This window comes from Pseudomonas sp. GW822-FHT01E03, from assembly GCF_058802985.1.
Genome location: NZ_JBXAOQ010000024.1, coordinates 1 through 21,330 on the forward strand (window position 1 = coordinate 1; position 21,330 = coordinate 21,330).

At 57.1% G+C, this 21,330-nt stretch carries 23 protein-coding genes; 6 read left to right on the forward strand and 17 right to left on the reverse strand.

What is annotated here, in order from left to right; genetic code table 11:
- Window positions 1–149: 149 nt before the first annotated feature.
- The 6 genes from AC1RP7_RS27400 to AC1RP7_RS27425 all read right to left on the reverse strand — a co-directional run bounded on the left by AC1RP7_RS27400 (window position 150) and on the right by AC1RP7_RS27425 (window position 5,160).
- Window positions 150–866: a replication initiation protein gene (locus tag AC1RP7_RS27400; RefSeq protein WP_493183397.1), complete on the reverse strand. Its 717-nt coding sequence runs from the start codon at window positions 864–866 to the stop codon at window positions 150–152.
- The gene (locus AC1RP7_RS27405; protein WP_493183395.1) at window positions 850–1,077 is read right to left on the reverse strand and encodes a replication initiation protein; all 228 of its coding nucleotides are present in this window, start codon (window positions 1,075–1,077) and stop codon (window positions 850–852) included. The genes AC1RP7_RS27400 and AC1RP7_RS27405 overlap by 17 nt, the downstream gene beginning before the upstream one ends.
- A gap of 10 nt (window positions 1,078–1,087) precedes the next feature.
- On the reverse strand, window positions 1,088–1,288 hold the full coding sequence (locus AC1RP7_RS27410) for an AlpA family phage regulatory protein (protein WP_493183394.1): 201 nt from the start codon (window positions 1,286–1,288) through the stop codon (window positions 1,088–1,090).
- A gap of 127 nt (window positions 1,289–1,415) precedes the next feature.
- Window positions 1,416–2,249, reverse strand: coding sequence for a hypothetical protein (locus AC1RP7_RS27415; protein ID WP_493183393.1), 834 nt, complete (start codon window positions 2,247–2,249; stop codon window positions 1,416–1,418).
- Between the two features lie 46 nt (window positions 2,250–2,295).
- Entirely contained in the window at window positions 2,296–3,672 is a 1,377-nt protein-coding gene (locus AC1RP7_RS27420) for a tyrosine-type recombinase/integrase (RefSeq protein WP_493183391.1), read from the reverse strand.
- Window positions 3,673–3,981: 309 nt separating this feature from the next.
- On the reverse strand, window positions 3,982–5,160 hold the full coding sequence (locus AC1RP7_RS27425) for a tyrosine-type recombinase/integrase (protein ID WP_493183389.1): 1,179 nt from the start codon (window positions 5,158–5,160) through the stop codon (window positions 3,982–3,984).
- Between the two features lie 484 nt (window positions 5,161–5,644).
- Here AC1RP7_RS27425 and AC1RP7_RS27430 point away from each other — a divergent pair, with 484 nt between their 5' ends.
- Window positions 5,645–6,322 carry a hypothetical protein gene (locus tag AC1RP7_RS27430; protein WP_493183388.1) on the forward strand — a complete coding sequence of 226 codons (678 nt, stop codon included), beginning with the start codon at window positions 5,645–5,647 and terminating at the stop codon, window positions 6,320–6,322.
- 37 nt (window positions 6,323–6,359) lie between these two features.
- Here AC1RP7_RS27430 and AC1RP7_RS27435 read toward each other — a convergent pair whose 3' ends face one another.
- The gene (locus AC1RP7_RS27435) at window positions 6,360–6,701 is read right to left on the reverse strand and encodes a hypothetical protein (RefSeq protein ID WP_493183386.1); all 342 of its coding nucleotides are present in this window, start codon (window positions 6,699–6,701) and stop codon (window positions 6,360–6,362) included.
- Between the two features lie 48 nt (window positions 6,702–6,749).
- On the opposite strand from AC1RP7_RS27435, the gene AC1RP7_RS27440 reads away from it, so the two are divergent.
- Window positions 6,750–7,460 (forward strand): hypothetical protein, encoded by a 711-nt coding sequence (locus AC1RP7_RS27440; RefSeq protein WP_493183384.1) that lies wholly within the window; start codon window positions 6,750–6,752, stop codon window positions 7,458–7,460.
- Here the strand turns inward: AC1RP7_RS27440 and AC1RP7_RS27445 are convergent.
- A complete protein-coding gene (locus AC1RP7_RS27445) occupies window positions 7,457–9,133 on the reverse strand; it encodes a DNA cytosine methyltransferase (protein WP_493183383.1) in 1,677 nt (558 codons plus the stop codon). The two genes, AC1RP7_RS27440 and AC1RP7_RS27445, sit on opposite strands and share 4 nt — an antisense overlap.
- Window positions 9,134–9,213: 80 nt before the next feature.
- Between AC1RP7_RS27445 and AC1RP7_RS27450 the strand changes: the two genes are divergently transcribed.
- Window positions 9,214–9,891: a hypothetical protein gene (locus AC1RP7_RS27450; RefSeq protein WP_493183382.1), complete on the forward strand. Its 678-nt coding sequence runs from the start codon at window positions 9,214–9,216 to the stop codon at window positions 9,889–9,891.
- Between the two features lie 9 nt (window positions 9,892–9,900).
- Here AC1RP7_RS27450 and AC1RP7_RS27455 read toward each other — a convergent pair whose 3' ends face one another.
- On the reverse strand, window positions 9,901–10,449 hold the full coding sequence (locus AC1RP7_RS27455) for a hypothetical protein (RefSeq protein WP_493183380.1): 549 nt from the start codon (window positions 10,447–10,449) through the stop codon (window positions 9,901–9,903).
- 154 nt (window positions 10,450–10,603) lie between these two features.
- Here AC1RP7_RS27455 and AC1RP7_RS27460 point away from each other — a divergent pair, with 154 nt between their 5' ends.
- Both AC1RP7_RS27460 and AC1RP7_RS27465 read left to right on the forward strand, forming a co-directional pair.
- The gene (locus AC1RP7_RS27460; protein ID WP_340317133.1) at window positions 10,604–10,747 is read left to right on the forward strand and encodes a hypothetical protein; all 144 of its coding nucleotides are present in this window, start codon (window positions 10,604–10,606) and stop codon (window positions 10,745–10,747) included.
- 125 nt (window positions 10,748–10,872) lie between these two features.
- Complete coding sequence (locus tag AC1RP7_RS27465) at window positions 10,873–11,097, forward strand: hypothetical protein (RefSeq protein WP_489340323.1); 225 nt, start codon at window positions 10,873–10,875, stop codon at window positions 11,095–11,097.
- Between the two features lie 102 nt (window positions 11,098–11,199).
- Here AC1RP7_RS27465 and AC1RP7_RS27470 read toward each other — a convergent pair whose 3' ends face one another.
- The gene (locus AC1RP7_RS27470; RefSeq protein ID WP_493183379.1) at window positions 11,200–11,328 is read right to left on the reverse strand and encodes a hypothetical protein; all 129 of its coding nucleotides are present in this window, start codon (window positions 11,326–11,328) and stop codon (window positions 11,200–11,202) included.
- 129 nt (window positions 11,329–11,457) lie between these two features.
- On the opposite strand from AC1RP7_RS27470, the gene AC1RP7_RS27475 reads away from it, so the two are divergent.
- Window positions 11,458–11,739 (forward strand): excalibur calcium-binding domain-containing protein, encoded by a 282-nt coding sequence (locus AC1RP7_RS27475; RefSeq protein ID WP_492588489.1) that lies wholly within the window; start codon window positions 11,458–11,460, stop codon window positions 11,737–11,739.
- Between the two features lie 159 nt (window positions 11,740–11,898).
- On the opposite strand, the gene AC1RP7_RS27480 is transcribed toward AC1RP7_RS27475, so the two are convergent.
- The 7 genes from AC1RP7_RS27480 to bcsZ form a co-directional block, all read right to left on the reverse strand.
- Window positions 11,899–12,240 carry a hypothetical protein gene (locus AC1RP7_RS27480; RefSeq protein ID WP_407515351.1) on the reverse strand — a complete coding sequence of 114 codons (342 nt, stop codon included), beginning with the start codon at window positions 12,238–12,240 and terminating at the stop codon, window positions 11,899–11,901.
- 79 nt (window positions 12,241–12,319) lie between these two features.
- Window positions 12,320–13,474 (reverse strand): alginate O-acetyltransferase AlgX-related protein, encoded by a 1,155-nt coding sequence (locus AC1RP7_RS27485; protein WP_493183377.1) that lies wholly within the window; start codon window positions 13,472–13,474, stop codon window positions 12,320–12,322.
- On the reverse strand, window positions 13,474–14,883 hold the full coding sequence (locus tag AC1RP7_RS27490; protein ID WP_492588471.1) for an MBOAT family O-acyltransferase: 1,410 nt from the start codon (window positions 14,881–14,883) through the stop codon (window positions 13,474–13,476). Before AC1RP7_RS27490 ends, AC1RP7_RS27485 begins: the two co-directional genes overlap by 1 nt.
- Before the next feature lie 18 nt (window positions 14,884–14,901).
- Window positions 14,902–15,576, reverse strand: a complete 675-nt coding sequence (locus AC1RP7_RS27495) for an alginate O-acetyltransferase AlgF (protein WP_493183375.1) — start codon at window positions 15,574–15,576, stop codon at window positions 14,902–14,904.
- Entirely contained in the window at window positions 15,573–16,241 is a 669-nt protein-coding gene (locus AC1RP7_RS27500) for an SGNH/GDSL hydrolase family protein (RefSeq protein WP_057715532.1), read from the reverse strand. Before AC1RP7_RS27500 ends, AC1RP7_RS27495 begins: the two co-directional genes overlap by 4 nt.
- A 17-nt stretch (window positions 16,242–16,258) precedes the next feature.
- Window positions 16,259–20,122, reverse strand: a complete 3,864-nt coding sequence (locus AC1RP7_RS27505; RefSeq protein WP_493183373.1) for a cellulose synthase subunit BcsC-related outer membrane protein — start codon at window positions 20,120–20,122, stop codon at window positions 16,259–16,261.
- Window positions 20,098–21,324 carry a cellulose synthase complex periplasmic endoglucanase BcsZ gene (bcsZ, locus tag AC1RP7_RS27510; RefSeq protein WP_493183371.1) on the reverse strand — a complete coding sequence of 409 codons (1,227 nt, stop codon included), beginning with the start codon at window positions 21,322–21,324 and terminating at the stop codon, window positions 20,098–20,100. The genes AC1RP7_RS27505 and bcsZ overlap by 25 nt, the downstream gene beginning before the upstream one ends.
- Window positions 21,325–21,330 lie beyond the last annotated feature (6 nt).

Genomic DNA, 21,330 nt, shown 5'->3' on the forward strand with positions numbered 1-21,330 from the left:
CCCCCCCCCCCCCCCCCCCCCCCCCCCCCCCCCCCCCCCCCCCCCCCCCCCCCCCCCCCCCCCCCCCCCCCCCCACCTCAATATCAGCAGCATTGCTCAGCAGAAACAATCGCAATCCCTGCTCTATATCTGATATGGCTTTTATCCACCTATTTGTTGAGCCAGCTTTTGATTGTTAAGTGGTGAACCCCAAGCGTGCGTCCAACGTCGCGTAAGCTTTTACCTTCACCCACCATCGATTTAGCCATGGGTAGCAACTGTTCCCGTATAACGGAGCCTTTCCTTCTCCCTCTGGCGGACTGTATCGCTCGGAACTCGGTAGGTGTGAACCGCTCCCATGTCCATTTGCTGATGCTCCGCGCGATCGTCCGGCACTCGCTCAACTGCATCGGATTGCCTATTTCGGTGTGATTTGCAACCAACACTAAATTCAGTACGGCGGCGGCAAAGGAGGGGCCTCCACCCGGCCGCCAATAGTCGCGAACGGCACCGTAGGCTTGCTTGCGTACTATCTCAAAAACGGTGCAATTGCGGCCAAGACCTACATAGTCGAACTGCCGGCTGCGACACTTCATCTCTGCTGGCGAGGGCAGGTCGATGTAGTCCGCCAGATCGTCAAGCTGGTAGGGCGTATGAGCCCATTGCCGGGTAATCCAGTGGTTATGCATTGGGTTCTTCACAATCAAGCCCGCATAGCACCTGTCTGCATCAAGCCTGCGGCGTAGGCCCTCCTGAATTGCAGCCAAATATTTTGCGGGCTTGACTCGGGCAACGTCTGATACCGGCACAGGTGTTGCCAGCAGATAGATTAGGTGCGCGTGTCCGTTGGACGGATTCATCATCGCTATGCTAGGCGGGGGGGGCATTGCGATCGCTCCAGTCCAGAGCACCGCCAAGTCTATCGATGTCGAATACAAGATTCGAAATTAGTCCTGATGAGTTAGGTTGAATTAGTTTATGTAACAGAGCGCTCGAAAGGGGAAGGCGGTAGATTCCCTCAGTAGTGAGATCATTACTGCAATATGGACGTCTAGTAAGACGCTTTTGAAATAGTTCTGCGGCATCTTGCCTTTGCATAAGACGCGGCTCATTGAGCTGCGTCGAGACGTTCAGTTACCCAGTTATAAATTTCTTGGCTATCCCATCCGACTGCCCTCGCACCAATGCTCCGGGCGCGTGGAAAATTTCCGGTCTTCATTAAGTTGTAAATTGACGCGCGGCGATAGCCCGTGATTTCAATTACTTCGGGTAAACGCATAATGCGTCGAAAGTTGTTGGCGTTTGCCATTGGCTAAGCTCCGTAGCGCTAGGTAGCGCGTAGTGGATTCGTAGCTAGGCAAGGTATGTAGGAATTAAGATCTTCAAAAGATCAGTGTGCGTGCAAGATGTACACTCTGCGCGCAGAGTGTACGGTTCTAACGAGATAGTCGTTGCTTGTTGTCCTCTGAAATCCATTTTCTTAGTGTGCGCTGGTCAAGTTGTATTCCATCTCTAGTACTAATAATTCGTGCGAAATCCGATATTCCTTTATACTCTTTGCCAGTTAAACGCCATTCGTTTAAAAAACTCTCTTTAAGTGCGTTTGTGTGCGCGTTTTTTGCCGTGGCTCCTCGTCTGTTTGTTGCGCTTACTGCTGCACGACTTGACTCTATTGCCTCCCTAAAAATCTTCGCTGAGGTTGCTGAGCGTTGAACACAATCTAATGCTGTACTATCCATCACGCCACGTTGGAAGTCGCTAAGAGTATCGTCTATCCAAAGGAGGCTTAGTCCCCATAGAAATCCCTCAATATCAGGAATCGCAAGGGGATCTACGGCGCGGTTTACAATGAGAGGTTTCAAGATGTGCATTGTTGCATTTGTAAACCACCCCTCATCATAATTTGATGCATTAACTATGGTTCTGACGTCTTTTATTGGTGGGGAGTCCCTGTCGAACTGGAGACTATTGTTGCCATGATTTATTGCGTAATTGACAAACTCCAGCCAGTTTTCATTTTTTTCAAAGTTGATTATTTCGTCAGCTAGCCAATAAAACTCATTTTCGGAAGGTGGAATGCCAAAGCATTTAATCATGAAGCAATATGCCTCGCGACCAAGCCTCCAAAGGTTTGGGTGCGCAGAGTTGCTTTCTCCGCTTTTATTTATGAAGGATTTATTTTCAACTCCGAGCTGTCCTTCGGAGAATGACATGAAGGGGTCGAAATTTATGAATAGGTTTTTATTTTGGTCATCTTTGAAGCCACGCATTTCCGCCTCCTCTGGATTGGCCGCTACTGTCGCATAAATTTCCGGATTAATGTTTTTCCGCTATAGGATCAATATTCTCGGCATCTGACCCCGTTATTGCATCAAGATGCTCGCCGAGCAGGACCCAAGCCTCAGTCATCTCTTTGGCGTAGCTATGTCGTTGGTATATGCGCTTAACCTTTTTTTCTTCAGTGTGATTTAGACAGCGCTCGGCAACTTCGGGGATTACCCCCAGAGCGGTCATCATTGTGGCTCCAGTGCGGCGCAGATCATGAGGAGTCCACTTACCGCCCGCTAGGAGGAGTGCATGAGGTTTGGCGCTGCGGCGGCTCATGACGCCTTGATCCGGCTGTCGCTGTCGATCGCCAAGCTGTTTGGTCACTGTCTTACTAGAAACAGGGCCACTATTGTCAGTGTTGGGGTAGCACCACGTAGATTTGCCGTTGATGGTTTTCACTCGTTCGAATTGGTGAATAGCAAAGTCAGAGAGATAAATCAGGTGTGGTTTACCATTTTTACTGTTCTGGGCGGGGATGATCCAAGTCTTGGCTTCCAGGTTGATATCTTCCCAGCGGGCTCCTAGGAGCTCACCAATGCGACAACAGGTAGCGAGGGCGATCCATATCGCAACCTCTGTGGTAATCAGAAGTCTGGCATCACGGATTTTTTTTGCGAGTTGCTTAATTTCCTCGTCGCTCAGTACGCGATCGCGCTCTGTATCCTTTTGCCCAATCTTCGCCTTTCTAATGCTGGCGGTGGGATCGTGTTCGATCAAATCCCGGTCTACTGCGAATCGGAACATCTGGCGCATAAGGGAAAAGGCTATCTTCGCTGCTCGGTTGACACCCCGCGCTAACATTGCGTCCGTTACTTCGGCGACGTGGCTTTTTTTTACGTCAGCAACAAAACGATTTCCGATCGAAGGAAGCACGTCTTTCTCAAACATTCGACGTACTTCGGCTCCCCCGTCCTTACGATTGGCGATATCGATCTTCATCCAGCGTTCGAACAATGCGGTGACGGTCTGTCGGGCGGCAAGGGCGGCGACGGCGGCTTCAGCTTCGGCTCTTTCTTTTTCCATTCGTGCTAATTCGGCATTGCGAGCTGCTTCAGCTGTTGTCTGCTCGGCTTCGACATATTCGCGGATGTCTCTTGTGCCGTTCTTGTGCAATGTCGCAAGTTCTGCGGCTCGTTTTCTAGCGTCTGCCAGGGTCATCATGCAGCCCCCATCCCGGCTATAGCTGCCTATCGGGTAGGTAGCTCTTTTGCCCTGGCTGTCCATATAGCGAAAATAAAAAAGCCGCTCACCTGATGGAGTGATCCTTGCGACAAGGCTGCCATGCCCCCATATGATCGTTTCACTAAGCCAGCTATCCGAAGCCCCTGGCTTGGCAGACATTTGTCGGTCGGTAATGTTCGCCATTGTAATACCCCCCGTAAATAGAGAACCATTCCATGGTTACCATGCAGTTGCCAATTGGTTGCCAATTAGGACTGGATTTTGGAAGATATTACTGGACGGTGATAGACGATTGGAAGCAGTCCTTTTGTCTAAGGTGTCATATTTTACTGGCTTATGCGGATATTTTTAGACGCTGCTGGAAATTAGGTTACCTTCATGGGGTGCTAGGGGTCGAGTGTTCGAATCACTCCGTCCCGACCATATTTTTCAATGACTTAGCCGAACTCTAACCAGTTCGGCTTTTTCATGCGTAGGGACTTTTGCGGGAGTTCATCCCGTTTTCCTCCTCAATATGGTCAGTGCCGGCCCTCGGGAATCGGTTGTCGACGCTTTGTCTGCCGCTTCGATCAGTTGTCCGAGCTCTGCGGTAGAATAGTGGCTCGTAATGCTGCCGTTCTTGTGCCCAAGCAATGCTTTGCGATCTTCCAGTGTCACGCCTGCTGCACGTAGCCTTCTGCCAAAGGTGTGCTTCAGGTCGTGAACCCGGATCGAAATGAATCCAGGTAACGCCGGCCGGAGGTACTTTTCCTGCCAAATCTTCCCGGCGCGCACCCGGGCCTTCTTCCAAGCCGAATCATTCATCCTGTGCATTGCCGTGCCGTCATAAGGAAAAACCCATTCCTTACTCTGGCCACGCTGCTTATCGATGACCGATTTCGCTACGCTGTTTAGTACCACCAGGCGATCTTCGCCATTCTTTACGCCCGACGAAGCGTTCCTGCCGCCAAAGCTGGCCGGTATCAGGAACACGCTGGTTTCAAGCTCGGGCACATAAATCTCCCAATCCCAGCGCAACTTGCAAACCTCCTGTTCCCGGCAGCCGGTGTTCACTTTGAACAAGGCCATCGGCTGCAGGTGTGCCGGCAACTCAGCGAACAACACCGACTGCTCTTCCCACGAAAGTGGGTAGGGCTTCCTGCTGCTGACCTTTTCGTCGAGCATCCGGATCATCGGTACCGACTCCAGCCACGGCCGTTTCTCCGGGTCGCGCCACTTCCTATGGCAAAGGTTCAGGATCCGGACGACTCGTTGCAGGGCAATATTCACTGTCCGGTTCGAAACCCCAGGCTTGATCTTGCCTGTTGCGGTCTTGCTCGGCGCCTGACGATCCTTGATGAACTTGGCCAGAGTCCCGTCATCGATGTGCGTTATCGGCAAATCACCGATGTACGGGTCGAGCTGCTCGATGTGTAGAGCAGACAATGCAATTGACGGCTGATCCTTGAATTCAACCAGGAAGCGGGTAGCGGCTTCACGCCAGGTTCGCACCTGGCGCACGCCATAGACCTTTTCCTGTCTGAGCTTTTCGAGCCGGTGAATCAGGTATTGCTCCGCTTCTTCCCTTTCGCTTATTCCAGTGCTTTCCTGAAGTCGCTGACCTCTGACGACTTTGTCGATGTGCCAAATCCCGTTCCTCTCGTAGAGGCCGGACATTGTTTTTCGCGCCATTTATTGACTCCTTGGCGCCCACTGCGGGGCGGATTGTTGTCCTCATTGCTGGCTTTTTCAATTGCCATCGACTCGATGTAGGCATCTGCCCACGCGTCCAGCTCAAGCCTGTCAAAGGCAACCCCCTGTTTTCCAATGGGGAATTCCCTGACGTGAGGACGGACAGTGTTTTTGAATTCGGGGCGGCACATGCCGAGATATGCAGGGGCATCCATCGCCCGGATGAAGCGTGGGGGGTCTCGAAGACCACCGCAGGTTTTGTGTTGGCCATAGGGAATCCTCGCCATGCCCTTGCGGGCTGGTGTGATTGGATGGGGGATGGAGTTACTGCAGGTTGGAGTACGTATGTACTCCTGTCGGGGGCGCGCGGACTGCTCCTGGTCCTGGCGCGGCCTTCAGATGGCCGGTTCAGAGTTGGATTGTTTTTTTATGGGCATGGGGATACCTCGATGGCATAGTGATGCCACTAAAAGGGAGAATTGTTATGCCAGCGGTTTTTCGATATTCGAGCAAAAAGTACAACGATTCACTGCTTGCACTTGGAAATATCCGAATTGGTACGCTTCACGATTTCAGAAGAACCGAGCACAAACAGGGAATTGCGGATGTAAATGAGGGGAAAAAGAAAGTTTCCCACCAAATCCCTTATGTAGACTCTAAAGACGGGGACAGCATTCACATCTCTGCACTCAGAGAGTTTGGTGTGATGGATATAAAGCCTGGAACGAACGCCGTTTTCGAGAATTGCACGGCAGAACAAGAATTTGATCATCCCGATTGTTTTGTTCATTGCACTTCATTCGAATACTCGTTTAAAGCGATGAGTCAGTTTGAGGGGGCGGACTCGTGTGTAGAAATACCAGATGTCGAGTCCTTTTACACAAGGCTTACGCATACGCTGCGCTCTGTTGTACCCGTTCGCTTCCTAACCCTTACAACAGTCAGGTATATGGAGCGACATGAAGATTGGAATGGTCGAAATTGGGGTGTTCATCCTGCGTTAATAAAAGAACCTATATTTACTCCGCAGGTCGAAGTAAGAGCTATATGGATACCGATGAGTAGCGGCGCTATTTCGCCAATTGTTATTAACGATATAGGGCTAATCCCACTTTGTAAGACTAGCCCTCTCCCTGAGCAATCCAGTCGCCGCAGCAGGTAAGGGCGGGTCAAGTTAGCTCTTAGAATCGGGCGCTCTTTCATGGCGCCCCCTTCAACAGATCAATGACGATCTTCACGCCGCTGGCCACGCTGGTTGGTTGTTGGGCGGCGTACCTGGTCAGGTCGGCAATGGCCTTGGCCACCACCTTCGGATTGCGGACGGACGCGCCAAGACCCTGAACGAAGTCGACGGCGTACCGCTTGCCCTCCAGCTCCATCACCCGGTTGATCGGACCGGTGATGACCAGTTCGGGCTGCGGCTCGTTGGGTTTGATTGTCTTGGCTTCGACCTGCTTGGGCTGCTTGGCCCTCATTTCCATGTCGCGGGTCATCTGCTGGAACTGGGCGCGCTCCAGGGCTTTTATGGCAATTGAGTTCATGACGGTCCTAAAATAACGTAAAGTTCAAAAAAATACAGGAGCTATTCAATGCAAGGCGCTATGCAAGATTTAGATAAGCAAGGAAACAAAAAGCCAACTGACTGGTTTTCAGTTTCGTTAGTGGCCGTAGTGCTGGTTTCCGTAGTTGTTTCTTTACTGGTTTATAAGTCGGTGTTTGGAGCGGGGTTGTCGAGCAAGGCTGATACCTGGTCTGCTTTCGGTAGTTACATTGGAGGTTTATTTGGCCCACTGATTTCGTTCCTCACTCTCTTGGCAATATTGAAAACCATCGGCTTGCAAAAAGAACTGCTCGATACTCAGCGGCATGAGTTTGACGCGATGCAGCGATTACAAGTTGAGACTCTTGCGTCGCAGCTAGCTCAGATTGAGAGATCGAACGCGGAAGCGGATCGACGGCTTATTGAGGAAAACCGCCTAAACGTTCTCAGAACTCTAGAAAACCTCACAGAAGGCTTGCAGAGAGAGTATGAAACTAAGCAAAGGGGGTTTGAAACGGTTGCACAATGGATGATTGATGGTAAGTCAGTACTAGATAGAGAAAAAATGACGAAATTGCGCGGCAGGCTCAGTAACTATGAAAGTCACTTAGCTGCTCTTAACATTCTCTACAGCGAACTGTGTTTCAACGACTTCAAAGATGTTGCTTCAATAAAATCTCACTACCAATCCGAGATGGAAAGGATATGCGGCGAGTGGGGCCTACCTGATGAAGATGACGCCCCGCCAATTGTTGACTAATCAGAAGTTTGCCGGCAAACGCTCAGACCGACAGCCACAGGGCGGACCCAGATCGGCATGCTGTTGAGCATGAAGGTTTCGCCGGCGGCGGCCAGCAAAAGGGTGGTGCCCATTACGTGGGCGATTGCCTCGGCCGCTGCCGGCGGTACCGCATTGCCGATTCGCTCACGCCAAGCCTGATCGCTCAGGCCGTCCAGTTCGAACTGTTCCTCAGGATCAACCAGGCTCTGCAGCGCAGCCAGCTCTAAGGTGGTGAATGGGCGGTGCCAGGTACCGTCGAGGCTTTCAATTACACAGGTCAGCCGGTCATTGGCTTCCGGCATACGGGGATCAGCGACTGACCAACGCCCGTTGTCCTGCTTGGCGCTTGCCGAAACCGCGCCGCATTGATCGTTCCATCCAACAACGCCGTAATGGCCGCCAGTCAGGTAAGCATCGCCCTTCACGCGTTTCATACCTGGGCGGGGGGCTTGCACGGCGAAAGCACCCTGGCCCGTGGTGCTGCCGGCGATGACAGTTCCTGTCGACTGATCCCACGGTGACACCAGGTACTTGCCGAAGCCTTCACCAGCTCGGCGCGGGTCGGCAACGCTAAACGTTCCTTGCCCGGGCGACTTCACGCCGATAACGGCTCCGCTCGTTTCGTCCCAGCGACGAACGCCGTACTGCTGGTATTGAAGGGCGCCGGCCTTGGCGCGTGGATCCGCTACCGAGAACGCACCATTCGTAGGGCTGTTGCGGCCAGCGACGGTGCCGGCGGTGTCGTGCCATTCGTGCACACCGAGATAGCCGGCGCGGTATTCGGGAACAATGACCAGGTCACGCAGATAGCCGTCCTCGATCGCCAAGTCATTCAGGCTGCGCCAGTCCTTTCCTGCTTGCACCAGGGCAAGGCGAACCCATGTTTTCCATTGCAGTGCCGGAACCCGGTGCATCGGGCCGGCGGCTTCGACATCGCCGGCCAGTGGCATGCGACTGAGGATTGAGCCAACCGACTTGAGCGTCTTCTTTTCCGGCTCGTACAGAAACGGCGGTACCTTTTCGATATGGCGGGCCACCAGCAAGAAGCGCTTGCGACTCTGGGCCAGGCCACCGATGACGCCGCAGTCGTGGGTGGTTTCGGCGACGGCGTAGCCGTAGTGGCCCAGCAGCTTGTTGATCTGGTCCAGCAGGTGGCGCCCGCGGGTGGCCAGACGTGGAACGTTCTCGAACACCAGCAGCGGAACAGGGTCGTTCTTCCAGGCTTCGCACATCAGCCAGATACAGCGCAGCGTGAGCTCGTTCAGGGCCTGGTACTTCGGCGTCATGCTCATTGTTTCGGACAGCAGACCCGAGGCGCCTTTGCAGGGGCTCGAAATGAATACGGCGTCAGGCCGTTCGTTGTTGGCGGCGCGGCGCAGGTCGTCGGCGCTCGCTTCGGTCCAGTCCGCCGGCGGCGCTTTGCCGTGGAAGTGGGTGTATTGGTCTCGGGTGAACAGATCCATCAACGTACCCGGCACACCAGACAGGCGCTGAAAGTCGCGAAGGCCAGCCGGGTCGACGTCTACACCGCCGATGCACTGCCATTCGGCTTGGATGTGTCCAACGATGGGCTTAGCCTGGTTAAAACCTTTGGCACCGCCACCGAGGCCACAGCATATGTGAAAGTGTTTCAATACACGCTTAAAAAACATGATTTTTCCTAGTGGCTGGTGGCCAGTAGTAGGCGTATCGAATATGATCGACGCCTTTTCTACGGGGCAGGATTAGAGGTATGCGTAATAAATTAGGCTGGCTTGGCGGTTTATTGACGGCGGTATATTTCTCATGTTTGCTTTTGTTGATATGGGGTCGCATTCCTAACCTTTTAATAATGGATCTAAATGCCATTGGTGACTTTTTGGCAGGAGCTTTTGGCCCTATTGCTTTTTTATGGCTTGTGCTCGGGTTTTTCCAGCAAGGCAAGGAGTTGCAGCTAAGTTCAGAAGCATTGCAGTTACAGGCGAAAGAGTTGAAAGAGTCCGTCTTGCAGCAGACAGCTATGGTCGCGCTCCAGAGCGCTCAGCTATCTCATCAAGATCTTGCCACTGACCCAATCTTGCGATTGGGGTGGCTTGAGCACGTAGTGAGCGGGACTACAGATAGGCAAGTGTTTGCTATAAAAAATAGCGGTCATTCTTGTCAGAATGTAGACGTAGTACTTCTCGCCAATGGTCGGCATCCTATATATGCTAGACCTGATGCACTTGATGAAGATGAAACTTTTCAGTTTGAAATTGATTCGAGGTTGCTTGCTATAAACAAAACTTACGAGTTGTACGTCCATTACGAGAAATATAACGAAAAAAAACGAACTCAATTTTTCGCAATATCTCAGTTTAAGAGCAGTAATGGATATATGGTCAATGTGCTAAGACAAGGGTCAGTCGATAGAGACGTTAACTCCGAGTGATTAAAATGCTTATGCCACCGCAGTCGCCTGCAGGATGGCGAAGTAGATGCGAGCGCAGGCCTCGGTGTCGGGCCGCGCGCGATGGCCGCCGACCTGTTCTTCACCGGTGAAGTGCAACAAGGCCTCGGCAACGGTCGGAACCTTGAACTGGTTGCCGAAGCCGGCGCGGATCATCTTCTCGGTGGGCGGGCACCTCACCAGGTTCTTGCTGTTCTGGCAGGTGCAGTAGGTGTTGGTGAGCTTGAAGTCGTCGGCCGCCTGTTTGCCGCGATAACGCGATAGCGCGATGCGCATGATCCGATCATCAAAACTGATGTTGTGGGCGATCCGCAGGCCGGCGCGCTCGTGAATGGCCATGAAGCCGTCCAGCGCTTCGGCCTGGCGCTCGCTGCGAGGGCGATTGCTGTCCTGATTTGCGGTCTTTTCAATTGCCATGGCTTCGATGTAGACGTCCGCCCACGGGTCGAGCTCAATCCGGTCGAAGCCAACGCTCTGTTTTCCTATGGGAAATTCGCGAACGTTCGGCCGGACAGTTTTGTTGAATACATCCCGGCACATTCCCAATTAGCCAGGTGCATCCATGGCTCGGATAAAACGGGGAGGGACGGGCGCGACTTGGGCCGCGCTTCGATTGGACATAGGGATTCTTCGCCCGCCGTTCACCGGCAGGGTTTGTGGTTTAATGAGATACGTTCTTAAAGGAGTTGATGCTATGGAAAAGGCGTTTCGAAATCCGTTGTTTTTAACTGGGCTGCCTCTGGCGATCTGCGGCGTTGCTATCACCGCGCCCGGTCTTTGGATTCCTGGGTTGGTACTGATGATTGCAGGTTGGGCAAAGGGAAATAAGCGACCCTGACTTTACCGTCGCGGCCCCTTGTAGATGAGCCAGAGCATGTAGAGCGGGGCTGCTATTGGTAAGAGGATCATGCCGCCACCCGCGCTGCCACGATCTCATCGATGAATCCCTGCGGACGTTTCGCAGTGAACTTTCCCTCCCTCTGGGGAACGGACACTATCGCCGACTTCGAGGACGGCACTGACCTGATCAACCTTAGCGCCAGCGGATTGACCTTCGCGAATCTCACTGTTGGAGAACAATTAGGCGAGGCCGTCATAACCGTCACTGGCCAGCCGGGTGTGGGAAGCATCACCTTGACCGGCGTCCCACAGGCAGCCATCACCGAGGCGGACTTCGCCTTTATCTGAGTAATCAGCGCATGCTCACGCCGGGTGATGGCGTGAGCATGCCGAGGAAAAGGGGAGGTATTTCCTTGCTCCGAATGTGCTGTCGGGCGTGACTGGCCTGAGTCACACCGACGTCATCATCACCGCGAGCGTCATCTTGATGAATTCTCCATTTTTATCGATGGCCTCCAGGGCGAGTTGGTTTTCGCTGATCCTGAACAGCAGGGAAGGGAGCAGGTCAGTATTTGGCATCTGCTCTTCCTTCCATCTCGCGTAGCAATTTGCCGCTTCCCACCGGCAGGCTGTATGTGGATTAGTGGATTACGCTGTAAAGCAGGCAACGTGAGAACACAAACGGTCTCTCATCATGGATGGATCAAGATGAAACTGATTTTGGTTGTGCTTGTTGTTGGTCTGTTGGCTTGGAAGCTTTCCCCTGAATTACAGTCCTGGGCTGAAGCTCGGCTATCGAGTCCTCAAAGAATCTCCGTGGTCTTGACTGCGCCGAAGCCTGTTTCGGCTCCAGTCAACTGCGACGGACGCAAGTATTGCTCGCAGATGACGTCGTGCGCAGAGGCCAAAAATTTTCTGCGTAATTGCCCAGGAATGAAAATGGATGGCGACAACGACGGAGTACCCTGTGAGTCGCAGTGGTGCCGGTGACTATTCGCAGTTCACCGGCAGGCTAGTAAGTGGATCGTGGAAATCTGATGAAGGGCGTAAGGCACGCTTTGAAGGTGAGCTACGTTTTATTGGTTCACCTCGCCAGTTGCGTTACCCGCACTCTCCCCGGAGGTGACTGGTGGCAGCGGTTGCGATGATCTATGCCTGAATTCCTATGTCACCCTGTGCAGCTTGTAACGCTCGCTCCTCGGTCAGCGGCGTTAAAGTTGGTTGCGCGTTGCTGGCATGCAAGTAAAGAAAGTAGTGCCCTGAATCGTCCAGCAATACCCGGCACAGTTCTGATGGCCGAAAGTTGTTACCGATATAAATACTTTCCTTGAGGATCTCGAAAGATTTGATCCCATGCTGTCGCATAGTCGTTTCAAAGGCTTCGTAAAGACCCTCTCTGCGGCGTAGATTGTTTCGAGCATTTAGCTTGAAAAAAATCACCATCAGCACGGCATAGCTGATAAGGAGTATCACAAGGGCGCTAGTCCGCATGCGTGGAGCTCCATGTCCTCTCAATCGCTGTGCATTTCAGTGTAGGCGCGTTCCTGGTGGAGTTTAAGGGAAGGCATGCCTACCGCAACAAGCGATAGGCAATGGGTTCGATGTAAGCCGACTGCAGGTCCCGCTCCGGGATCTCCCAGATGATTTGCTTTGGCGGCGTTTCTTTGAAGGCCGGGCTGTTGAGGTAGCTGTTGGCAGCGCCAGAGAACGCTCCACCGTCTTTGGCGAAGTTGCCTACGGGGGCGCCCAGCGCCTGCTGCACAAACCCTGCGAAGTTGGAGTTGCGTGAGAATGAAGTGCCGATGAGCGCGGTGTTGGGGAGGTCGGCATCGCCAAAGAGGTCTGCCTCCGTGTCAGGGCTGGCGGCTGACGCAACGGGAAGTTCGTGGGTGCTGGTCTGGGCGACCATTTCGGGTGCGGGTTGCCATTTGAGCGGCAGCCAGTCGATGCCCGCCAGATGGACCAGATCGCCAGGTCGCACCGCGAGCGGGGCATGACTTTCGTTGAACGACCTGCGTGGCGTTGCGCTGATGCCCAAGGTCTTCAGTCGCTGCGCGATAGCCTCGGCCGCCGCCTTCGCGCCGGGCTCGCTCCAGTGCGTATCGGTGCGCAACCAGGCACTGGCCCCCAGTGGCGTCAGCGCACCGGTGAGGTCCAGATTCGCCACGCCAGCCACATCCAGCTTCGAGGTCCAGGCCTGGATGCGCCCTTCGTGAGTGGCTGGGCGGTGCAGTGCGCAACGCTGCCCGGAAGCGATGCGGCTCTTGTCTGGAACGATGACCACCAGCAGGCTGATGCCACGTTGGGAGAGCTGCTGCTTCAGATCAATCACTGCCTGGACTTTGGCATCGGCATTGCGCTGTGCTTGATGATTGACCTTGAGCTCATCGGCCAAAAACAACCAGTCAGGACAACCCGAGCGAACCCTTGGCCCGCTGTCACTGAGCAGGAGCCAGCTGACACCGCGCTCCAGCTCGGCGAAGGTCGTGGGGAGTTGAGCGTTCGACAGTTCCCTGGCGATCCGATGAGTGATATCGCCGTCAAAAAGCTGCGGGGTCAGCACTTTATCGGGCAACAGCGAGATCTGCCCTGAGACGATCAGACGGCCAGAGGACAGCAGCCCGATGAACAGGAATATCAGCAACGCCACGCCTGCCAGCCGACTGCTGCGTGTCGCCAGCTCATCTGGCTGAGTGGGTGGCGGGGTGTGCTTTGGGGTCGTCATCAGAATTGGAAGTACAGGAAGGGTACGGTTTCGCGACTGGCGATCAGTGCGAACGACAGCATGAAACCGGCGATGGGCCAAAGGGCTGCGGCGTAAAACGCAATGCCGCCCAGTCGTTTCTCACAGTAAGGGCGCAGCAGTGGTGCGATGACACCGAACACACCCAGCAAGCCTGCAAGGCCGTGTACGGGGCGCAGGGTCACGGACAGTTCATCACCGAGGGCGATGCCCTGCAGGCCGAACTGCCCGGCATACAGACTCAACGCGCTATGAAAGTCGGGGGCGCGGAACAGTGTCCAGGCCAGGCACACAAACAGTAGAGTCAGGCCATGGGACAGCACCGGCGGTACAGAGGGCAGGGTGGAACGGCTCCAGGCACGATCAACGCATAACGCGAGGCCATGGGCACAGCCCCACAACAGGTAGTTCCAGCTATCGCCACCGTGCCAGAGGCCGGCGATGGCCATGATCAGGAACAGGTTGCGGTAGGTTTTCCAGGTGCCGTTGCGATTGCCACCCAGCGGAATGTACAGATAGTCACGTAACCAGCTGGACAGCGACAGGTGCCAGCGGCGCCAGAAGTCCTGGATGCTGTTGGCCAGATACGGACGGTCGAAGTTCTCGGGAAAGTGAAACCCCAGCATCAGGCCCAGCCCAATGGCCATGGCACTGTAGCCGGCGAAGTCGAAGAACAGTTGCAAGGAATAGGCAAGGCAGCCTATCCAGGCGTCAGAGAAACTTGGGTTCTGCACATTGAACGCCACATCGACCACGGGCGACAGGGTGTCGGCCACCAGCACCTTCATGCTCATCCCGACCATGAACCTGCGCGCACCCAGCGAGAAATTCTGCAGGTTGAAACAACGTTGATTCAGCTCGCGCCGAACCCAGTCATAGCGAATGATGGGGCCGGCGACCGAATGGCCGAACATCGAAATATAGGTGGCGTAGTTAATGAAGCTGCGTTCGACCGGCACGGTGCGGCGATGCACATCCACCAGATAGGAAATCGCCTGCAATACGATAAACGACAGCCCGGCCGGCATGATGACCCGCTGCCAGTCCAGGGGCATGGCGCCGTACCAGGTGGCGGCATCGATCAAGGTGCTGGCGACGATGTTGGCGTACTTGTACCAGCAAAGCACCGCCGTGTTGAGCACGATCAGCGTTGCGAGTAGCCGTACGCGGCCCTTGCTTTCTTCCCGTAAGGCGTCAATCAGCAAGCCGCCGACCCACGCCGTGATTGTCAGCGCCACATGCACCGCGAGGAACTGTGGGCTCAACCAGCCATAGAACAGCCAGCTGCCGATCAGTAGCGTGACGTTGCGCCAGGCGGTTGGGCACACTGCATAGGCACACAGGAACAGCGGCAGGAACAACGTCAGAAACTCGAGAGAAGCAAAAACCATGGTGGTGGCGCGATCCGATCAGTGGGCCAGGACGTCAGTCGCGAGCAACAGGTAAGGGCCATTTGCGCCAGGCAGCAGCACGACGCTGTAGCGTTCGCCGGCCTTGAGCTGGCCCAGGTCAAGCGGGGCACCGACGTTGGTTTGGGCGCAGACCAATTGAACCGACAGGTTGACCGGGTTGATCGCTCGGCGTTGCACGCTGCCGTCGGCCACCTCCTTGAACAGGTCGGCGTTCTTCCCCGCAGCGCGCAACCCGGCCTGGGTGCACGCAGGATCGGCGCTGATAAACGCCAGCGAGGCCCTCAGGCTATTGAAGTCGTCGGGTTGCTCACGGATGACGACCTGGCGGATACCTTGTGCGCTATCCGGCAAGGCGATCACGCTGGCGAATTCGCCTGCCGCCACCTGGATGTCCAGCGGCTGGCTCTTGCCGTTGCGTTCCAGGGTGCCCTTGATCGGCTGGTTGGCGGGCACGGGCAAGTAGTCGGACACAGCATGGGCGCCTTCGAGTTTGAGGCTAGCCCGCGAGCCTTCGGCGAGCAGTTGCAGTGGGCTGTCGGCGGCATTGATAAAGCGCAGGAAGGCCGAGTCCTGATCCGGACCCGTCGGGTACAGGGCAATGTCGGCAGCCTCGGCGTGCAGGCTCAGCATCAAGGGCGCGAACAGTGCCCAGCTGAATGCGAATCGGGTCATTTACCGGCTCCTGTGCTGCTGATGCGGTCGGCGGGCAGTTTGGCCACGGCATCACCGATCGCATTGCCCCAGGATTGATACCCGGCGACGGTGAAGTGCTGGCCGTCGGTGGTGATCCACTGTCCGGGTTTGGAAAACGTCAGCGAATCGATGTAGGTGCAAGGCGCCACGTTCGCGGCCAGAAACTGCGACATCAACTGGGTGCGGGCGTCATTCTTCTGGTACATGCCACCGGCTTTGCCCCAGGCCGGGCCCACCCAGGCGCAGCGGGTCCCGGTGGCCGCGATGGCCTTGGCCAGGCCGGTGACGCTTTGCCATGCCCAGGCCTTCGGAAACACCGGCTTGTCATAGGACGCCATGGTGTCGCCGATGACCAGTACCACCAGGTCGGGCTTGTCGGCGGCGATCAGGTCCTGGATCGGTGTGGTAGTGGCGTCACGGCCCTTGATCACGATCTTGTCGTTGCCTTTGCGCTCGGCACCGCAGTCGACCTTCTTGCTGATCAGCCAGTCGCCGGCGCTGGCTCCGCAGGCACCGATGGAGTGGACCTGGGCGCCTTGGCGCGTCAGGTTGTCGTGCAGCGGCTCCAGCAAATGGTCCGCAAGGCTCATGTGGCTCTCCCCAAGGACAAGGAGAGTCAGACCGGCAAGGGCAGAAGTGGGCATCGAAAGCTCCAGAATGATCAGTTGGAATAAGGCGAGGTGTACGGGCTGACCGGCAGGCTCATGGGGCCGCTGATCTCCTCGAACTGGTAGCGCAAGGACAGGGCACCGCTGATTTGTTGGTAGTCGCGGGCGTTGTCCAGGCCCAGATTGGCGCCCAGCAGGAAGTTCGAAGCGACCTTGTATTCAGCCGCCGCGGCGACGCTGTAGCCGATCCCGGTTTTATTTTGCCCGGCGTAGCGCAGGCCCGAGGCCGCCTGCAGGGCTTTGTCGGTCGGGAAATAGTCGACGCTGTCCTGCTCGAAATGCTGCACGCCGACCGAACCCTTGACTTGATACGTCAAGCGCCCGGTGCGTTGTGCCCAGGTCACCGGTACGCCCAGGGCGAAGAACGTCTGCGGGCTGAAATAGCCGCCGTGGCCGTATGTGAAATAGTCCTGGTTGTTGGCGTAGCTGATGCCGGTCATGCTCAGGCCGACGGTCAGTTTGCTGTCCGTTGCGTTTTGCAGGTACCAGTACACACCGCTGCCCAGTTCACTGCGGCTGTTGGACTCGACATGGTTGCCCAATAACTGGTGCCAGGAGGCGTAGCCATATACGCCGACTTCGTTGTCGTCGAAGCTCAACTGGCCGCGCCCGCCGTTGGCGGTCACCCCGCCCCAGGACTGCCCGCTGCGATTGTCCGTGGTGCCGGCAAACGAGGTGACGCTGTCAGTCACCGGACGCCGGGAAACGCTCACGCCGTAACGGACATTAGAGGTGTCGCTGATGGGGCGATCAACGCTGATGCCGCCGGTGGCTGTGCTGTATTTGAAGCCGAGGGGGGTGGTGCCGAGATCGGCTTTGAGCCCATCCGCGGGCCGTTGAATGGCGACGGAAAGGCCGACGCCCTCGGCTTTTTGCGAACCGACGCTGCCGCTCTGCGCACCATTGCCAAAACGCGACAACGCCTCGCTGCTGGCACTGCCGGCGTTCAGCGAGACCGGCGTCACGCGCAGGGCGACGCGGCTTTCATCCAGCGGAATATTGATTTCCAGCGGTGTTTCAATGTCGGTCAGTTTGCTCAGTCCCGACTCACTGTCGTTGCTACGAATGCTCACGCCCTGGGTCACGTAGGCACTGCGCTCCTGGAGGATTTTACTCAGTGCCAGTTGTGCGGGACTGATGTCCTCGCTCACCAATGCTGCACGTGGCAGCTGCGACTCGAATGGATTGCTCGCCTGCTGCGGCCTTGGCGGGGCATCGACGCCGAAAGGGGTGTGGGACGTCATGCGGCCCGGCATCTCTTGAACCGGTGGCGGGATGGCTGCCAGTAAAGTGTCGCGACTGACTTCGTTACGTGAGCCCGACACCCCGGCAAAAGGGTTGGGCGCCACCGTCGAACCGGCCAGTTGGCCGCCCTGGCTTCTGCGTTTCTCGCTCTGTTCGATGGCCACGGCCTTGCGCAGCAGATCGGTGGCCGTGCCGGTTTTGCCCATGTTCTGGTAGAGACGTGCGGCCTCGGTCAGCGTTTGAGGGTTACCGGATTCGGTCTTGAGCAGCTGTTGCAGCGCCTGTTCGGCAAAGGCCGTGTCATGTGCCAGCACCGCCGCGTCGGCAGCACCCAGCAGCAGTTGCGGGTCGTTTGGCTGGCGCTGTAACAGCGGTTTGTAGAGTTCGAGGGCTTTTGCCGTGTCGCCATTGGCCGAGTACATCCGCGCCAGGGCCGCGACGGCAGCGCTGTCACCGGGACGTTGTGCCAGTGCGGGCGCCAGCGTGTCATAGGCATTGGCCAGATCGCCGCGTTCACGCAGTTGGTCAGCCTGGCGGATGCGATAGAGGTAGAGCAGGTCGTCGAAACGCTTGCGAGCCGGCGCGTTCAAGGGCCTGTTCTGAAGATCGCGCAGAATCTCGTTGACCTGGGCATCTTCTCCGGATTTAAGCAGGACGGTGGCGTATTGCAGGATGAAATCCGCCGAGGGCGCCGTGGTGTGTTGCAACTGGCCGCGCATGAGGGTCAGTGCGCGAGTCGGTTCGCCGATGTCGACATAGGCCGAAGCCAGGCTCGCTGTGCGATCCGGACTGTTGTTGGTCATCGGCTGAATACGATCGAGCAAGGTCAGGGCTTCCTGGCGCTGTCCGCGTTTGCCCAACTCTATCGCCTGGCTGAGTTGCAGGTTGAGGCTGACATCAGCGGCCAGCGCTTGCATGTCCGGGGTGCGCTGGTCGGGGCGCAAGCGTCCCAACGTTGTCTGTGCGGCTTTCCACTCACCCATCTGGACCGACAGCAAGGCGCTGACGTAAAGCGCATCGGCATTGTCGGGATGGGCCTGGAGCATGGCGTTGATCAGGTCACGAGCCTTTTGCGGTTCGCCCATCGCCAGGTTCAGGCGGGCCAGGGCGAAACGCGTCCAGATGTTGTCCGGTTCGTAGCGCAACGCGTCTTGCAAGGCGTTGCGCGCTGCGGGCAGGTCGTTGCGTTGTTCGGCGAGGGCGGCCAGTTGCGTCGCACGCAAGGCTTTCAGGCGTGCGGACTGGCCGATCTTTGCCTGCCCGGTGGCGGGCAGGCTGTTGATCAGTTGCAGCGCTTCATCGTTCTTGCCGCTCTTGAGCAGCACGTTGACCAGCCCTTCCTGTGCTTGCGGGTCGTCACGGCGCAGGTTCAATACCAGGCGATAGTTGCCCTGAGCGTCATCGAACTGACCCGCGCTGGCCTGAATATCCGCCAGGGCGAGGCGAGCGTCGACCCCGTTCGGGGTCAGGCGCAGCGCCTGGTTTACCAGGGCCTGTGCCTGGGCTGACTGGCCTTTGGCCTGGGCGTCCCCAGCCTGCTGCAACGCAGACCAGTAGCGCACTTCGTTCAGTGCGGCTTGCCACTGGCTGCCGTCAGGTTGTCGCGTGGCCTGAACCAGGAGCTTTTCCGCTTCGGCCAGTCGGCGTTGCTGCTGGCGAACAACCCCAAGACCGCCCAGCGCGTCGGCATCATCGGGTTGGGTTTTCAAGCGCGCTTGAAAAGCCTGTTCGGCGGTAGCCTGATCGCCTGCCTTGAGCGCCTTCAGGCCGCGCGCGACGTCGGCGGGCGGTTGCCATCCCTTACTGGCCGTCGTTGCTACTACCTGTTGCTTGCCCTTGTCCATCTGCGCCCGAATTTCCACGTCATCCGGATGCGTCTTGAGGTACGCCTCGAACAACGGCACTTGTACCGGATTGGGTGGACCGATCCAGGTCAGCGCCAGGCGCCAGCTTTCGTCGGCATCACCGGCAATGTCGGTACGCTGGGTCAGCGCGGCCAGGGCGCGGATACCTTCGGCACGGCTGTCTTCATGGCGCACCAGATGCTTGGCGTAAAACAGCGCGACGATCGAGTCATTGGGCATTTCTCGTTGCAGGCGCTGAAATCCGCTGCGTGCTTCAGGCCAGTCAGCCTGATTGAAGGCAAGGTTGTTGTAATACTCGCGGCCGATCGTGCCTTGAGGCGGACGGCCATCGAACAGCGAGCGAAACTCGGCGGTCGCCTTGTCACGCTCACCGGCATCGACGAGGCGCCGAGCCTCTTCCAGGCGCTGCTGGCTCTGCGGTTGTGCCAGGGCGATGTCCTGCGCCAATTGCAGTGCTTGCCGAGGCGCTGGCTCGATGGCTTGCAAGCGGGCCAGGTATTGCTGCGCCTGTTGTGGCTTGCCCTGTTGCACGCCGATCAAGCCCAGGCCATACAGTGCGTCAACCTGGACCGGGTCCAGCAGCAGGACTTTCAGCCAGACTTCCGCAGCGCGTTGAGGGTTTTTGTGCAACTGCCAGTACTGCCCTTGCTCGACGAGTAATGTCTGTGGCGTCGGACTTTGAGCGTGGGCAGCAGCCATCCATGCGCTCATGGCGGCGATGACTAGCGTGCGGTGGTGCGCGTGCATGCGGTCTCCCAGGAGAGTTTCAGCGTTCCGTCTTCCCGGAATCGGTAATGTTTATCTGCCCAGCCGAGCGCGAACAGGCTGAGCATCAAGTCGTAGTAACGCGGCGGACCGACGTCGGCATCAGGCCTGGCCAGTGCCTCGCGCAAGGCGAGTTCCACGCGGTGTCGCTGCTGATCGGCCAACCCGGGTTGCCCCTTGGCCTGAAGGTAGGGAATCAGCGCAGCCCGGAATCCGAACGGGCTCTGACCCCGGGCACTGCCGTGGCGAACCTCGACTGTTTCCGGGGGGGAACCCGTCGCTACGGTGTTGCGGGCCATGCCGTCCAGCCGTTTGAGCAGCAGCGCTGCCAGCGGCTCGGAGGTATCACTCATGCCCAGCCAGAGGTACACGCGAATGGCGTCGTAGCTGCCCGTATCGCCGTTGATCGGGTCGCTGACGAAAACACCCGATTGCGCTGAAGTGCCTTGATAACCGACCCAGTCCGCGACGAAGCCGTGGCGGCTGGATTGGGCGATCATCGTCGCGGTGTTGCGGGCAATCGCTTGCCAGGGCCCGGACGGTGCTTCCTTGGCCAGCCGCCGTAACAGCGGCAGTGGCAGGTAGCTGGGGTTCAGGCGCCAGAGTGCATCCGGCTGGACGAAGCCCTGTGGTCCAGGCAATACCATCGGACCCAGCCCGGGCAGGTTGACGACCAATTGCGCTTCGATCGTCGCCATCAGGTGCAGGGCGTCCAGGCGATAGTCCGGCCGATCCCACAGGCGTGCGGCTTCGAGCAGGGCATAGGCGATCCACAGGTCGGCGTCGGCGGCCGAATTGACGTCTTGCAGGCGCCACTGACCGTCCGTGCCTTGCCCCCATAACCAGCCCGGCAGGCGTGTGGCGATGTCTGCGCCGGCGAGATTGGCCGAGGTCCAGCGCCAGAGCGTGTCGAAGCGTGGCTGATCGTTGCCGATCAGTGCGAAGAGCATGCCGTAGGACTGCCCTTCAGAGGTGCTGTGATTGATCTTCAGGCTCGATTCCAGAACCCGGCCGTCGTCCTGGACAAAGCGCGTTGCGTAGGTTTGCCACAGTGGCCAGGCTGGCGACTCGCAGGAGTTTGCGGCCGCTATTGCCGGCGCCAGCAGGGCAAGCGCAAGCACCGCGCTCAACCTGCGCGCGTTACCGCGCAGGCCCTGGCGAAGTGAAGTACCCCGGCTGCTCATGGACGA